This is a genomic window from Paramagnetospirillum kuznetsovii, from assembly GCF_003284725.1.
Lineage (GTDB): Bacteria > Pseudomonadota > Alphaproteobacteria > Rhodospirillales > Magnetospirillaceae > Phaeospirillum > Phaeospirillum kuznetsovii.
On record NZ_PGTO01000027.1, the window covers coordinates 1 to 14,041 of the forward strand.

Here is a 14,041-nt window from a genome sequence, read left to right on the forward strand (position 1 = left end):
CCGAAATCGAAGCCCCTCCGGGGCTCCGAGCCCGGCCCCATTGCTCAACCCGCGCCAGACGGCGTAACTTTAGTCGGGACTCTACCCATGGCTGGATGAAAGTTCCACGGCAGGTCACCATCCTCGTCATCCAATTGACCCCGCATGTTGCTCAAAACGGCTATAGCCTCCTCACGGTTTTTTCTCCATCACGAAATCTGTGTCGACCCAAACCAAAGCAGCGCCAGCGGCAACCCGGGGAATACAAGCCATTTCCAGCGCGCCCATGTCCCCGCCTCGGCTTGGCCCCAGGCCGGTGCCGATGCCGCCAGCGCTCGTCCCGTCAGCCACAACGCCAGGGCTCCAGTCAGGCTGGAGGCTATTCCCACGTTGATGACGAACAATCCGCTCAGGATCACCGCCGCCGCCAGCGCCTTCAGCGCCAGCCCCAGCCGCAGGGCCACCGTCTCGCCGAATGCGGCCAACTCGCCTTCGCTTCCCGTGTCGCACCGGTCACCGGCGAGAACATCGGTGCCTATCGGTGCCAGCAGGGCCAGCAAGGCCATCACCGCCGCGAACAGAGCTGGCCAGTTGATCCAGTATTCCAGCAGTTCACGTCCCTCGCCATCAAGCGAGGTCAGGCTGAGATGCCCCAGCACGCCCGCGCCCAGCGCCGCGCACAGGGTGGCGGCGCAGACGAATGCCGTCCAGACGGCCAGCAACGGGCGCCAGCCCAGAAAGGCCCCACGCATCCCCTTTACGCCCGCCATCCAAAGCTTGTCTTCGCCCCTGGCGGTTTCGATGCAGGCGAACAGGGAGACGAACAGCAAGGCGCAGCACAGCCAGCCCACCGCGAAGATCCAGGCCAGCATCAGCCAGCCGGCGATGCGGGCGCCAAGCGCCACACTGATCGCCTGGAACAGGATGGCGCCCAGGGATAGAAGCAGATAGCTGACCGCTGCGCTGGGCAGGCCCCATAGCCCCGCCTTGAGCACCTTAAGGCGCCGACCTTTCAGAAGACGCCAGCCGGCAAGTAGCCCAACCCCGCCATCCGGTTGGGTCAGGGCCGTCCATGTGGCGGCGAAGACCAAGGCGTCGGTCAGATAAGAGATGAAGATGAACGCGGCGGAGGCTCCACCGAGTTGGACAAGGTCAAGGCTCCAGCGCAGCGCCAGAATCAGGAGGGCGGTGCCGATGAAGAACATCGGACGGTGGCGCCATAAAGCCCAGGCTTGGGTGAACCACAGATTGCTGGCGGAAAACGGTATTGCTACGCCTGTCATTGTCCGGTCCTCCCGTTGCTGGAAGCCGTATCACCCGCGCCAGTCTGGAGCCAGTTCCGAATGACCTCGGCGGCCTTGGGCCGAGTCTTGCCAAGTTCGCTGGCCACGTCGCGCCAAAGTCGCACAATAAACTGGCCGGACGAAAGGTAGGCTTCCACCCGCTTCATACCGCTCAATGCCTGACCGCGATCATCTTCGGAAAGATTGAGGCGGGTGATCTGCGCCGGATCCTGATACAGGGCGTGCGACGATCCCGACTTCATCCAGGCCGCGTTGATGCGTTCCAGGCGCGCCCATCCGCCGACGCCTCGAACCATGGCCGTCAGTCCCATCTGGATGGCGCCGCCCTGGGACAGGCCGGTTTCCCACATGGCCTTGTCCATCTCTTCCGCCGCCTGCCGGGGATGAATGCCTTCGACCTGGGCCACCAGTTTGACAACGTCCATGCGCTCGGTAATGGCAAGTCGGTTCGTCCCCAGGCCAAAGGCACCCGCGACCTTTTCAAGAATATCGGCTTGTTGGTCCGATATGCCTTGGACCGTCCAATCCCAATGCTTTCCCTTGGCAGCCAGCGGCGCGGCCTTGGGCTGCAACGCCTTCATGCGGGCCAGTCTGTCGCTGTCGGAGGGATGATCAGACAGGAAGGCCATGGCGCGCTGGGCCATGACACCTTGAGTGTTCGTGTTCGTGCGATCTGCCATGCGTTCCCAGGTGGCCACCGCCTTGGCCGGGTCAAATCCGGCGCGCGACATCAGTTCAAGGCCAAGCACATCGGCTTCGGCTTCAAGGATGCGGCTTTTCGGGTCAAGGAATGCCAGCTTCAGACCGTTGACCATCTCCTGCTCGCGCAGGGCCCCGATCTTGAGGCTCTTGGCCATGGTCCAGGCCAGCCCCTGGGCCAGCCAGCCGCGCCCCATGGATTCGCGGGTGTGTTGCAAAATGGCGTGGGAGACTTCATGCGCCAGTATGGTGGCAAGCATGTCGCGGTCGTCGCCCAGCAACTGATCCGATAGCAGGCCTGACAGCACGATAATCCGACCGCCGGGCATGCAATACGCGTTGATTTCGCCGGTATCGGCCAAATGCCATTCCCAGGCCCAGTCGGTGGTCTGTGGGTACAGATCCTTGGCGGCAACGATCAAAGATTCGGCCACCGACCCGACCAATTCGGTCATATAGGCATCACTGTCGAGAACATGGCGGGCATGATATTCCCGAAGCCGCTGGATATAGCCCTCGGCGGAGACTTCTTCGGCCACTTGGACGCTGGTCATGCGAAGACGCCACCGGTCTTTTATCAGGGCGCCATCCGTCCCACCCTCGGCGCGGTGCTCTTTCTCCAGTCCGCTGACCAGTAAAAGCGCCATGGCCGCCAAGGCAATCCCCGGCAACAGCCATTTCGTCACTGCGTTCATTGCTCCCCCCGAAGCCAAGGCCCTACGACCGTCAGGCCGCCCATATCCCACAACGGCGATCAATAATTTTGATGGGACATGATGTTGATCAGGCTGTCAATTGGGAGGATAAAATGAAGTCGAGATGATGGAAAAGAAGCGCTGGGCATCGCGCACACGTATAAATTATCGCCTCGGGAGAGCCGGGTGGCCACGCCATGAAAAACGCCTTAAGCGATACTGTCTGGGCCGTGTTCACCGCCATCAGCCGGTCGATCCGACGATTCTCCACTGACGAAGTCCTGGTGAGGGCCAGTTCACTGGCTTTTGCCACTATGCTGTCCATGGTGCCTGTGGCAGCGGTCAGTCTCGTCATTTTTGCCAGCTTCCCAGAATTCATCGGATACGTATCTCATCTCAAGGGCTTGGTAATACGAACATTCCTTCCGGGAATCGGGGGCACTCTTGAAACTCACATCGATGAGTTCATCGCTAATGCAAGCTCTCTGTCGGTTATCGGGATTTGCTCTTTGATAATTTCGAGCACATTTCTGATGTTCGAAATACGCTCGACATTTAGCCGGATTTTTGGCTCGTTCTCGCGATCCTCGGTTACTGAACGGCTCTTTGAGCTGATTGCTTTCTTGACCTCGGGTCCAATCGCAGTCGCTGGCGTAGGTTGGGGTGTCACCATGATCCTGGAGAGATATGGCGTTGATCTCGGAGCCATCTCGCCGTCATGGCAATCCTACGGAATCGCCTTTGGTGCTTTCTTCCTGATTCTCGTCATATGCTCGCCCAAGGGAACATCGATTGTCGCCTGTCTGGTCGGAGCGGGCGTCGGGTGTACGATTTACTCCTTGGCACAATTCGCCTTTGTCGAATACATCTCGCGGCCCATCCTGCCGAATCTGATCTATGGCGCCATGGCCATAATCCCGCTTCTGCAGATGTGGCTGCTGGTGCTGTGGACAATCATCATCTTCTCGGCGACCTTGGCCGCCGAGTTGAGCGCCACGTGATCAAGACATATGCGGCTCTTTCGTTGCAAATATTGCGGTTCTTCGACGTTTCAAGTGGATTTGAAGAGTTGGCCGAGTGGGGCGGCGATCAGATAGATCTTGGTCGCGAAGGTTGTGGTGTTTCGGTAGCCCCGCCGCATCGCCACACGCTACGACCGGCTGGCCCGGAACTTCCTGGCCGCCGTCTGCATCGCGGATACCCTCTGCTACTGGCTGTGAGCCAAGTTAACTATCCCTTGCTGCGCTCTTGGAACTCTTGAGAGTCCTGCAACTGCCGCCTGACGAGTTGGTCCTCTGATTGTTCCGGTCGGACTGGATGCCGCTTCCTGACCAACCAAGCTCCAAGTACCGCCAGCAACACCCCGAACCCAGCGATGAAGGCGCCGCCAAACGCCAAGGCGTCGGCAAAAATTTCGGTAGAGCGGTCCGACTCCACGTTGATGGCCCTCAGCGCGAAGATTGTCCCCCACACGGCTGCACCTCCTCCGACCACCATCAGAGCCATTGAAATCGATTTTCTGGCAGTGCTTGCATCGGGCATGGACTCTAACCTCCAATGGGAGAGACGCTAGGTTCTGATCTACATCAGATTATCCGCCTCAATGCGCAACCGGCCAAGCCCCGTCCATGGGCAGAGGCCCCAGCCATCATCCTTCGATTACGGTGACAGTGCACTCAATATGAAGGTCCACTTTCTGGCTTCGATTTCCCCAAACCTGTCTTTCCCCTTCCGGCCCCTGGAGGAAATCTCCAAATAATATGGTAATCCCCCCGTTTTTAACGGGGTTTGAACATAGAACTCACGCGGCGAGTTTCAGTTTCTGGGCGGGTGTGATGCCGCCGATGGCCATATTGGGTCTGTCGTTGTTGTAGGTCCATAGCCAATCCGTGGCGTGATCTTGCACCTCCTGGATGGTTTCGAAGAGGAACTGGCCCAGCCATTCGTGGCGGACCGTGCGGTTATAGCGCTCCACATAGGCGTTCTGCTGGGGGCTTGCCGGGCTGGATATGTTGGAGAGCAATCCCTCGCTTTTCAGCCCATTTCATCAATGTGCCGCTGATGTATTCCGGGCCATTGTCGACCCGAATGGCCTTCGGCCTACCGCGCCATTCGATGATCCGGTTTAGCGTGCGCACGACCCGTTCTGCGGGCAGCGAGAAATCCACCTCGATGCCGAGCCCTTCGCGGTTGAAGTCGTCGAGCACGTTGAGCAGCCGGAAAGCCCGCCCATCCTCCAGCCGGTCGGCCATGAAGTCCATGGACCACACCTGATTGGGAGCGTCGGGAACCGCCAGTTCCTCGGGCTTGTCGCGCTTGATCCGCTTGCGGGGCTTGATGCGCAGGTTCAACTCCAATTCCCGATAGATCCGGTAGACCCGCTTGTGGTTCCAGGCATGGCCCCGGACGTTGCGCAAATACAGGAAGCACAGGCCGAAGCCCCAATTCCGTCGCGACGTGGTCAGCCCCACCAGCAGATCGGAGATCTCCTCGTTCTCGGGGCGAAGCTTGGGGCTGTAGCGATAGCACGTCTCGCTCAGCCCGAAGGTCCGGCATGCCAAAGCAATGCTGATGCCCCGTCGCGCCACCGCTGTCTCGGCCATCTCCCGGCGCTGGGATGGCCGGATCATTTTTTTCCCAGCGCCTCGCGCAGAAGCTCATTCTGTAGGCTGAGCTCGGCGAACATCTTCTTCAGACGCCGGTTCTCCTCCTCAAGCCCCTTCATCTCCGAAATCATGGAGGTGTCCATACCGCCGTACTTGGCCCGCCACTTATAGAAGGTCGCGCTGCTCATCTGATGCTCCCGGCACAGGTTCAGCACCGGGACACCGTCCTCCGCCTGACGCAGGATCGCCATGATCTGGGCGTCCGTGAAACGACTCTTCTTCATCCGAATCTCCTCGTTCCATGAACCGAGAAAATTCTATGTTCCGATCCCTCTATTTCCAGGGGGGATTACCCTATGACGGCGACATCATCATGCCCTTGCCTGTTATATTGACCGTGACTTGGTCCTCAACTTCAGGAAGATGCCTCGTTGGCGTACCAGTGGGCGGAAGCCCATTCATCCTTGGGCGGCAAGCGCCCCAAGATGACGCGACGCCCACGAAACACCACGTTGGGGTTGATGTCGCAGGCGTCCCCGGTCAGGCCGCGCAGGGCCTTGGAAACGGCCAAGCGGCCATTGCAGGGTGGTCGGTAGCCGACAAGCCACGCGAACTGGGTCGCAGTAACGCTACCGCGCTTGGCATAGACGACCCAGAGCTTCTTCCGCACCGGCGACAGATGGTGCAGGAAGGCTCTCCTCTCGGACGAGCGCGCCATGCCTTCGAAAAAATGGGCCGGAATCGGGCCGTTGTGGTCGGCAATGGCGATCAAGACGGCCACCATGCTGCGGCGGGATGCCGCCGTCATGCCATTCAGCCTTCTGGTAGGGCTGGGATCGGGCTACACTGCCATCGACCAGGGGGGATAGGCTGTCTATCTGGGAAATGTCGGTCTAGATATGGACGGTTGAAACTGATCGTTGGGTCACTCATCCTCGGTGCGGCTAAGCCAGCGAGATAGGAACAGCCGATGCGATTGATCACGGGTTTCGTCGGATCGGCTCTCCTCCTCCTGGTCAACTTAGGGTTCCTGGCCCTTAAAGGCGTCCTTACCCTTTCCATATTTGGCGCTATCATCGGCATTCCCATCGCCTTTCTTGCCGGGGGATTTGAAACATGGCAGGCGGCGACCCGCGGGGATGTCGTCGAAATGCCTTGTTCCCGGTTGCAAGGCGACATGCCAGAGGGAACCTGGGTATCCCTGTCCGATTGCCGGATCGATTTCAATGGGCACAGCCTTTACCAACGAGGCGACGAGGTCCAGGCGCCCATAGCCAACGATGGCTCCTCCCGGTTCAAATTGAACCTCGTCCATGAAGGCGATGTCTTGCTGGCCAATGCCATGATCGAGCGTACGCCCCCCACCCTCACCTTCAATGGCGTTTCGCCGAAGTTCCAGCCTCCCAAGAATGACGCCCTGGAAGCCGCCTTGCCCCGTCTGGTGGAGGAGCATTCGGCTCCCCGGTCCCTTCAGGGCAAGCTTCATTGGGAAACCGACCGCTTGTCGAATGTGAGGACGGGAGTGATCACCGAAGGAACGCCCCCGGAGCTTTCGAGGGGCTTGATCCTGATGGGGCCGGGGGCCTTCATCCTATTGATGCTGGCCACGCGACTGCCGAGATTCCGTAAGGAATACGAGGTGCGGCAAGATGCGAAAAGACGGAGAGAGGTGGTATCCGAATGGGAGAAAACCGCCGCCCTGCAATCGCTTGCTCCGGAAGGAGCGATTCTGCTGGACGTTTCACCAATGGTGCGGCACATCCGAAGAATCACTAAGATTGGAGCCGCTATTCCCATCGCTTTTTTGTCTCTGTTCCTGGTTGTCTTCGCCGCCGGAACCATAATCCAGGCATTTTCCGGACACAGGACTCTTCTTGAAAATGCCTGGACGGTTCTGGAACTGACCGCCACTCTTTTCGTCTTTGGAGGTGCGGTTCTCCTGTTTCCGTTCCGTTATCTGCCGTTATGGCTTCCGATCGGCGGCTTGATGTGGAGCTGTTTCAATATTCTGAAGCTGGTGTTCGCGGGTGAGTTGGCGGGTGCCGCTATCAACTCGGAACTGACGCCCGGCCTATGGTATTTGGCCACCGCCCTGGCCGCATATAGACACACCTCCTTTACGGTGCCCGAGCTTGGCCTTGGCCGGGTGAACATCGTCAACCGCCCAATCAGCATCCGCCCCTTTCCACCGCTTTCGGCACGGACATTTTCCAGCCTTGGATTCTTTCTTCAGGGCATGGTCTTTGCCTATATCGGCTTCATTGCGTTGGCCTTAATGTTTGCCATCGAGAAAACCATTAAGGGCCTTCCCATTAAGTATTGGCAAAAAACCCTGGCACTGACGTATCGTTGCAGCCAGGCCGCGCGCCTTCGACGCCGGTATGCCTCTCCGGATGCCCGGACAGTGCTGGCCCGCGACACCCGCCCACCCGTTTTGCTGCTGCGCTCGTTCATCGATGACGAGTTGCGAATGGACGATAGCGGATTTCTTGATAATTTTTACCGTAGCGATCGCACTTTCGAGGAAGTGGTGACCGATCAACTGTGGGGCTTTGGCCCGGTCATCGCCATCGGCCGGCCTAGCGAGGAGGTTCCCATGTCTGGGGCCGTGCGTGAATACGTCTCCCATGACACCTGGCAGCAAAGGGTGGCCACCTTGGTCGACCAGGCGGCGATGATCGTGATGATTCTCGGTCCAACGCCCGGTTTCGGCTGGGAATTGCAACGCATGGTGCAGATGAAGTGCCTAGACAAGGTGGTGCTGGTGATGCCGCCTTTGTCGGATGGCAAGGTCGAGGATCGCTGGAAAACCCTGGTCGCCGAATTGGGATTGGCCGAAGGGGCGGCGGAGTTCGCTTCCGCCGCTCGAATTCCGGGCGGTCTGTGCGTGGTAGAGAACGGCACCCTTCTGGTGGTGCTGCGTTCCCAAAAACGTGGTCTGGAGGATTATGGCGTCGCGATCGACCTGGCCGCCCGATCCATCCGCGCCCAAAGAGCCCGGCCAAAATCAGATTGAGACGGCCCTGTAACCCTGACCCAGGTCACCATGGCCGCCCATACCCATGCGGCCACTTTCATCGGCGAAGCCACCTCCCCCTCCATCCAGACCGAGGTCCAGGTAGTGGCGACCAGTTTCAACCCTGCCTCCAACAGCACCGCCCCAAGTCCCACCACCCCCTATCTGGCTGGCGTGACGGCAACTGACGTCAAGACAACGCAGATGTGGGTTGGCAATCCGGGGACCAGCACGACCAATGTGGGCGGGCTGACCCTCAACGTGTCCACTTACCCCGGCCGCAGCAGGCGGCGCGTCGGTGACCAACTCCGTGACCGGCGGCGCCCATCCGAGCGGGACCACGGTTCCGGTAAACACTATTTCGCCAGAAATGGGCATGACCGCCTGCGTGGCCGTCCAGGGCAGCTATCCAATCAAGCCCAACTAGGTCCTGTTGTCACGCGTCCTCGCCGACCATATCGTCGCGGTTGTCGTAATTACCTTTTGTCGTGGTTACCCGCCGAAGGCGAAGTCATCGGCGGCCTGGGCGGTGCCAGACAAATCCACAGCAACACATCTCATCAGTATAAGAGCCAGCAGCAGCCTCATGCCATTCCTATAGTGCCACTGCACTTGCCTAAAGGAAAAAGTCAATGCGGACATAGCCCAGCCTTTTGTAGTTCGATGCCGAAAAATCGGCAATATTTTCTATGGCCCTAGTCTAGAGTGAAGCGGCAGGGAAGGGGCTGACTGGACCCGGATAGAGATGGCAGAGATGGCAGATATGGCGGAGACAGAGAGCAAGGTCGAAGGAGGGGCAGAGGACTCCTACCGTAGCATCGAGAAGGTCATCGAGTCGGTTCGCCTGGACCGGGAGAAGGCGATGCGCCTCAAGGTCTATGTCCGCATGGGCATGACGGCGGCGGCATTCCTTCTCGGCTGGTGGGGCTACCTGACCACCCATGCGGGCGCCATCAAGCTCGTCGATATCGCCAATTACGCCTATCAGGCCTCACAGCTGCTGGTCTTCAACATGCCCCAGGGGGTTCTCCACAACCAGATTCCCTGGCAGTTGCAGGTTGCGCGTTTCGCGCTGCCCGGCCTAGCCATATACGGCTCGGTCATGACTTATCTGGACATGGTCCGCGCCCCCTTGGCGACATGGTGGGCCGCGCGCAAGCGCAACCACGTAATGGTGGTCGGCGGTTCCGCCCGCACTCTCAAGGTGACTAAGCGCTGCGTGGTGGTCGGCATTCCGGTGGTGGTGGTGCTGCCCGAGGGCGATGGCACGGTAAAGGAACTGCGCACCTTGGGTCTGCCGGTGATCGTGGGCAGCCTGGACAGCCCTGACACCTTCCAGCGCGCAGGGATCGCCGGCGCCAGGGCAACTCTTCTGTTGGCGGGCAGCGACGCCGCCAACCTGCGCGCCCTGCTGTCGGCCACGGAGGAGGCTGAACGCCGGAGGACGGCCGGCCAAGAGCCGCTTGAAATCGCCTGCGAGCTCCAGAGCCGCATGATGAGCGGGATGCTGGCGGCCTCCATGGCCGAACGGCGGGGCGGGGCCGCCGAATGCCACATCATCGATTTCGACGACGTGATCGCCCGCCAGTTGCTGCCGGTGCTCGCCCCAGTGCTGGGGCGGCGCGACGCCCCTCATCTGGTGATGATCGGCAGTGACGAGTTGGCCCTTCAGGTGGCGCGCCGCTTACTGCTGAACATCGGCGAGAACGGTCATGTCACGGTGATCTGCGAGAATGCCGAGGCCGCCGCGCGAAACTTCTTCCAGAACCTGCCCGGCAGAACCGATTTCCTCGGGCTTCACTTCCTGCAAGGCGGCTCCGATCTCGCCGCCGCGAGCGATGAGGCCCTTGAGGCAGCCATGGCGGCGGGTTCCCCGCACGCTCTGGTGATAAGCGGCTCAGATGAGATCGCCATGGCCAGGACTCTGCAGGCCATCCGGTGGCTTCGCGCCAGGGGGGAGCCGCCCATCCCCGTTCTGGTGCGCCAGCGCGCCGGGCAGACCTTGGCGAGGGCGGGGCGACTGTCCATCCCCGATGGGGACTGGGCGGCGCGGCTCGCCACCTTCGGCGACGATGGAGACGAATGCGATCCCGAGGCCCTGCTGCGCGGTCACATCGATCGGCTGGCGAGGGCGGTGCATCAGGCCTATCTCGACCTGTCCCCCGAAGGACCGAGCGCTGTTCCCTGGTCCGGACTGGCGGAAACATTCAGGGAGTCCTGCAGGCGCCAGGCCGATCATGTCCACATCAAGCTGGCGCGGCTGTGCCTGGAGGCCTGCCTCGAGCAAGATGGCGAGGCGCTCGTCCTCGACCCGGCACGGATCGAGGATCTGGCCGAGTTCGAGCATTGGCGATGGTGTGTCGATCGCTGGCTGGACGGTTGGACCCTGGGGGAGCGCAAGGACGTTGCGGCGCAGATCAGCCCCCATCTGAAGCCCTATGCGCAGCTCGACGAGGCGATCAAGGAGTTCGACCGTGCCGCCGTGCGGAACATTCCCGCCGTCCTGGCCGCGGCTGGCCTGGCGGCACGCCCCCAGGGCGATATATACGGGATGGCACGATAACCCCGGCGGCTTCGGACGTTGAAGGGATGCGGGCTGGGCGTGCTTGCCACTTGGAATTTAGGAGCGATACCCCTTACGGAGATGGCCGTTGCTGCCGTGATATTCTGGCTTTCCACCGTGTGATCAGGCAGCGACACCACTCGGGAAGACACGACCCGGAAGGGATGAATTTTCCGATAGGCCGGATGGGCAATACACATGCCGCAAGACAAATTCAAAATAGAAATGGCACAGCCTCGTCGGGGCGTGGGCGTTAATCTCCGGCCGTGGAAGGCGCCCTGATGATCGCCGAATTCCAAGCCCTGATCCTGGCTGCGGTGATCGAGGGGCCCGTTGCCTACCTCCTCATCCGTTGGACCGGCTGGTCATGCCGTGGGGCCGTCCACGCTGGACTGGCCGCAATCGTTGCGACCGGGGTCACCCATCCGCAGGTGTGGGAGGGCGTTCTCTGGGCCTATCGGCACTACCCAGTCTGGCCCTCGGCCCTGGTGGCCGAGGCCTTGGTGGTGCTGGTCGAGGCGGCGCTGATGAGCTGGATGATCGGACTGGCGCCCAGGCAGGCCTTGGCCCTGTCACTGCTCACCAACACCGCTTCCTTTCTGGCCGGATTGGTGGTTCTGCGCTGAGCGGGCTATTGCTTGGCGCCGTTACGGATCAGAACGTCCGCCGCCCTTTTTTCGCGGCTGAAATTATGCAGGGCCATCCACAGGGGGGTATGCCCGCTGTTGTCTCGGGCATTGATTTCCGCACCGGCCCCCAGCAGAAGGTCCACGCATTCATTACATTCATTGGCCGCAGCCACATGCAGAGCCGTGGCGCCGTCGGCCGTGACGGCATTGACATTGGCGCCAGCCGCCAGCAGCCGTTTCAAGGATAGCTGGGATCTGGTTCTCGCCGCCACATGCAGGGCGGTGGAGCCGTCATTGGCCGTGGCCATCACGTTCGCTCCGCGCTTGATCAGGACGGCCAGGAAATCCTCCACGAAGGCTTCACTGATCAGCGGCGTCTCACCGTTCTTGTTCCGGGCGTCAATCTTGGCGCCACGGTCCAGCAGCAACGTCGCAATTTCTGGCTCCCAGGCATGGAACAGCAGGGTTTCGCCGCTTGAGTTCACCTCGTCCATGTCGGCGGCCCGATCAAGGAGGACTCGCACCACATCCTTCTTTCTCTCGCCGATGGCGAAATGCAGAAGGCTGCTCCGGCTGTACGGATGGCGCAGGGACAGCAAGGCCGGATCCGCCGCCAGCATGGCCTCCACCTGCACAGCGTTGCCGTCCTTGATAGCCTTGAAAATCGGTGGGTCTGGAGGGATGTAGATCGGGTTGGCCTGGGCCGATCCCGCAAGCATCAGAATCAGGATAAGAGCGAGAAGCGCCGATCGAAGTCCATTATGCCAGGGCATCCCAGCCTCCTTGCCGCGACAGCCTGTGGTCGGAAATCGCATTCATCCAGGAAACCAACGCCAGTCCTATTCGAAGGGATCGTAGAGCAGCGGGGCATAGCGCAGCATCCGTTCATGCAACAGGGCTAATGCCTCCTTGTCCCCGGCATCCGAGGCCTTGCGGAACCAGGCATTGGCGGTGGGATCGTCCCGGCGAGCCAGGATCCCGGCATAGTTGCGCATGGCCAAGGTATGGCCACCGTTCGCGGCCTTGCGGAACCATTCCGTTGCCATCGCGTTATCGCGAGGAAGTCCGCCCTCGCCACTGTCGTACATGGCTCCCAGGTTATTCATGGCGTAGATGTCGCCCTTATCGGCGGCGATACGGTACAGACTTGCCGCCTCGACCTTGTCCTCGGGCACGCCATCTCCCTTACTGAGCATCCAGGCCAGCCTGAAGGCGGCCGACGCATGACCCTTGGCGACAGCCTGGCGGTAGTACTTTGCGGCTTCCGCCTTGTCCTGGGGCACGCCATTTCCGCTTGCGTAGGCGTCGGCCAGATTGTAGGCCGCGAAGGCGCTGCCCGATTCGATGCCTTTGCGATACCAGACAAGGGCCTCGGCCATGTCCTTGGATACGCCGGTTCCATTCTCGTAGAGCTGGCCGATGGAGTTGTAGGCATCGGGTTCGCCCGCCTGGCCGGCCTTCTGGAACTGGCGCAGTGCCTGGGCGATGTCGCGAGGCCCATTCTGGCCATCACTGTAGTAATTGCCCAAAGCATACATGGCCATGGGATAGCCGGATTGTGCCGCCTTCTCGTACCACTTCACCCCTTCGTCCTCGGCCTTCGCCTTTTCTAGGGCGCGGCCCAGCTGATAGGCAAGGCGCGGATTCTTCGGGTTGTTCTTGACCGCCGCCCGGCAGGCTTCGACGGCCGTCTCGGGCACGAGATTCTTCCAGGCGATCCCGTCCCCCACCTTGCGAAGATCCCCCGGATGGGCCGCCAGCCGATCACATTCAGTAATCGCCGGTTTCGCCGCCATGGCGGTCGATGCCCACGCCAATCCCGATACAACCAGCGCGGCCCCTATGGTGTGTCTCGCCATGGTCGTCTCCTAGGGCTTGCCGAAGATGCGGCGGACGGGATGTTCGGGCCGACAGTGAATCTCGTCACGCAGCAACCGCTCACCGTCGCCGGGATGGAACATGATGGCGCTGGTATTGCGGAATTGGACGCATTTCCCCGAATAGCGCTCCATGCCAGCCTTGACCCAGACCTCGGCGGTGCAGTCGTCTCCGGCGGACTTTCCGGCGCAGAACTGGTCGGCGATCGGAGGTTTGGGTTCGCAGGTCGCATTGGGAAGCTGGGAGCGGACTCGCTCCAGGGCGGTGCAGCGCTCCGCCCACCACTCGCCGTCCACCACCCGTTCCATGTGGGCCGGGTCATCCAGGACGCAGGCGGAGCGGATCTCTCCCCAGTTCCGCCTCAACTGGGCGCGGCAGATGCCCTGTCCTCCGCCTTCGAAGGAATTGCCCGGAATGGCGCATGCTTCGCCGACTTTCTTGTCCCGGCAGAATTGGTCGGCCACATCAAAGCCCCCATCCTTGATGCGCTGCTGCAGCTTTTCCCAGCCGGGAGGCAGCAGGTCGGCGTGGGCAGGGATGGGGATCGAGAGAGCCAAAGCCACGATAAAGGCCGACAACAGCAACCGCATAGGCTCCCCCTCTCCATGTACGCCAAAGGCAGTAGAGCATAATACATAGGATCGTGACCAGTTCGTGGCCGAGCAGGCGTGC

At 60.9% G+C, this 14,041-nt stretch carries 11 protein-coding genes and 2 pseudogenes; 5 read left to right on the forward strand and 8 right to left on the reverse strand.

Annotated elements, in window-relative coordinates; genetic code table 11:
* Positions 1 to 188: 188 nt before the first annotated feature.
* Complete coding sequence (locus CU669_RS19080) at positions 189 to 1,262, reverse strand: hypothetical protein (RefSeq protein ID WP_146747796.1); 1,074 nt, start codon at positions 1,260 to 1,262, stop codon at positions 189 to 191.
* Complete coding sequence (locus CU669_RS19085) at positions 1,259 to 2,677, reverse strand: M48 family metallopeptidase (protein WP_112147192.1); 1,419 nt, start codon at positions 2,675 to 2,677, stop codon at positions 1,259 to 1,261. Before CU669_RS19085 ends, CU669_RS19080 begins: the two co-directional genes overlap by 4 nt.
* Before the next feature lie 197 nt (positions 2,678 to 2,874).
* Here CU669_RS19085 and CU669_RS19090 point away from each other — a divergent pair, with 197 nt between their 5' ends.
* On the forward strand, positions 2,875 to 3,678 hold the full coding sequence (locus CU669_RS19090) for a YihY family inner membrane protein (RefSeq protein ID WP_112147193.1): 804 nt from the start codon (positions 2,875 to 2,877) through the stop codon (positions 3,676 to 3,678).
* Positions 3,679 to 3,810: 132 nt separating this feature from the next.
* A pseudogene (locus CU669_RS19095) lies at positions 3,811 to 3,897 on the forward strand (IS5/IS1182 family transposase); the annotation flags it as partial.
* 10 nt (positions 3,898 to 3,907) lie between these two features.
* Here the strand turns inward: CU669_RS19095 and CU669_RS19100 are convergent.
* The 3 genes and pseudogenes from CU669_RS19100 to CU669_RS19110 all read right to left on the reverse strand — a co-directional run bounded on the left by CU669_RS19100 (position 3,908) and on the right by CU669_RS19110 (position 6,091).
* Positions 3,908 to 4,219 (reverse strand): hypothetical protein, encoded by a 312-nt coding sequence (locus tag CU669_RS19100; protein ID WP_146747797.1) that lies wholly within the window; start codon positions 4,217 to 4,219, stop codon positions 3,908 to 3,910.
* Positions 4,220 to 4,478: 259 nt separating this feature from the next.
* Positions 4,479 to 5,567: pseudogene (locus CU669_RS19105) on the reverse strand (IS3 family transposase).
* A 131-nt stretch (positions 5,568 to 5,698) separates the two neighbouring features.
* Positions 5,699 to 6,091 carry a hypothetical protein gene (locus tag CU669_RS19110; protein WP_112147195.1) on the reverse strand — a complete coding sequence of 131 codons (393 nt, stop codon included), beginning with the start codon at positions 6,089 to 6,091 and terminating at the stop codon, positions 5,699 to 5,701.
* 162 nt (positions 6,092 to 6,253) lie between these two features.
* Between CU669_RS19110 and CU669_RS19115 the strand changes: the two genes are divergently transcribed.
* From CU669_RS19115 to CU669_RS19125, 3 genes are all read left to right on the forward strand, one after another.
* Complete coding sequence (locus CU669_RS19115) at positions 6,254 to 8,299, forward strand: hypothetical protein (protein WP_112147196.1); 2,046 nt, start codon at positions 6,254 to 6,256, stop codon at positions 8,297 to 8,299.
* Positions 8,300 to 9,062: 763 nt separating this feature from the next.
* Entirely contained in the window at positions 9,063 to 10,862 is a 1,800-nt protein-coding gene (locus CU669_RS19120) for a RyR domain-containing protein (protein WP_161539724.1), read from the forward strand.
* Positions 10,863 to 11,143: 281 nt separating this feature from the next.
* Positions 11,144 to 11,488 (forward strand): hypothetical protein, encoded by a 345-nt coding sequence (locus CU669_RS19125; RefSeq protein WP_146747798.1) that lies wholly within the window; start codon positions 11,144 to 11,146, stop codon positions 11,486 to 11,488.
* A 5-nt stretch (positions 11,489 to 11,493) separates the two neighbouring features.
* On the opposite strand, the gene CU669_RS19130 is transcribed toward CU669_RS19125, so the two are convergent.
* The 3 genes from CU669_RS19130 to CU669_RS19140 all read right to left on the reverse strand — a co-directional run bounded on the left by CU669_RS19130 (position 11,494) and on the right by CU669_RS19140 (position 13,959).
* Positions 11,494 to 12,264: an ankyrin repeat domain-containing protein gene (locus CU669_RS19130; protein WP_161539725.1), complete on the reverse strand. Its 771-nt coding sequence runs from the start codon at positions 12,262 to 12,264 to the stop codon at positions 11,494 to 11,496.
* Between the two features lie 66 nt (positions 12,265 to 12,330).
* Positions 12,331 to 13,350 carry a tetratricopeptide repeat protein gene (locus CU669_RS19135; protein WP_112147200.1) on the reverse strand — a complete coding sequence of 340 codons (1,020 nt, stop codon included), beginning with the start codon at positions 13,348 to 13,350 and terminating at the stop codon, positions 12,331 to 12,333.
* A gap of 9 nt (positions 13,351 to 13,359) precedes the next feature.
* On the reverse strand, positions 13,360 to 13,959 hold the full coding sequence (locus tag CU669_RS19140; RefSeq protein ID WP_112147201.1) for a hypothetical protein: 600 nt from the start codon (positions 13,957 to 13,959) through the stop codon (positions 13,360 to 13,362).
* Between the last annotated feature and the right edge of the window lie 82 nt (positions 13,960 to 14,041).

Coding starts and splice junctions, on each gene's coding strand:
- CU669_RS19080 (WP_146747796.1), bottom strand. CDS start 1,262: ATGACAGGCGTAGCAATACCGTTTTCCGCCAGCAATCTGTGGTTCACC.
- CU669_RS19085 (WP_112147192.1), bottom strand. CDS start 2,677: ATGAACGCAGTGACGAAATGGCTGTTGCCGGGGATTGCCTTGGCGGCC.
- CU669_RS19090 (WP_112147193.1), top strand. CDS start 2,875: ATGAAAAACGCCTTAAGCGATACTGTCTGGGCCGTGTTCACCGCCATC.
- CU669_RS19100 (WP_146747797.1), bottom strand. CDS start 4,219: ATGCCCGATGCAAGCACTGCCAGAAAATCGATTTCAATGGCTCTGATG.
- CU669_RS19110 (WP_112147195.1), bottom strand. CDS start 6,091: ATGACGGCGGCATCCCGCCGCAGCATGGTGGCCGTCTTGATCGCCATT.
- CU669_RS19115 (WP_112147196.1), top strand. CDS start 6,254: ATGCGATTGATCACGGGTTTCGTCGGATCGGCTCTCCTCCTCCTGGTC.
- CU669_RS19120 (WP_161539724.1), top strand. CDS start 9,063: ATGGCGGAGACAGAGAGCAAGGTCGAAGGAGGGGCAGAGGACTCCTAC.
- CU669_RS19125 (WP_146747798.1), top strand. CDS start 11,144: ATGATCGCCGAATTCCAAGCCCTGATCCTGGCTGCGGTGATCGAGGGG.
- CU669_RS19130 (WP_161539725.1), bottom strand. CDS start 12,264: ATGCCCTGGCATAATGGACTTCGATCGGCGCTTCTCGCTCTTATCCTG.
- CU669_RS19135 (WP_112147200.1), bottom strand. CDS start 13,350: ATGGCGAGACACACCATAGGGGCCGCGCTGGTTGTATCGGGATTGGCG.
- CU669_RS19140 (WP_112147201.1), bottom strand. CDS start 13,959: ATGCGGTTGCTGTTGTCGGCCTTTATCGTGGCTTTGGCTCTCTCGATC.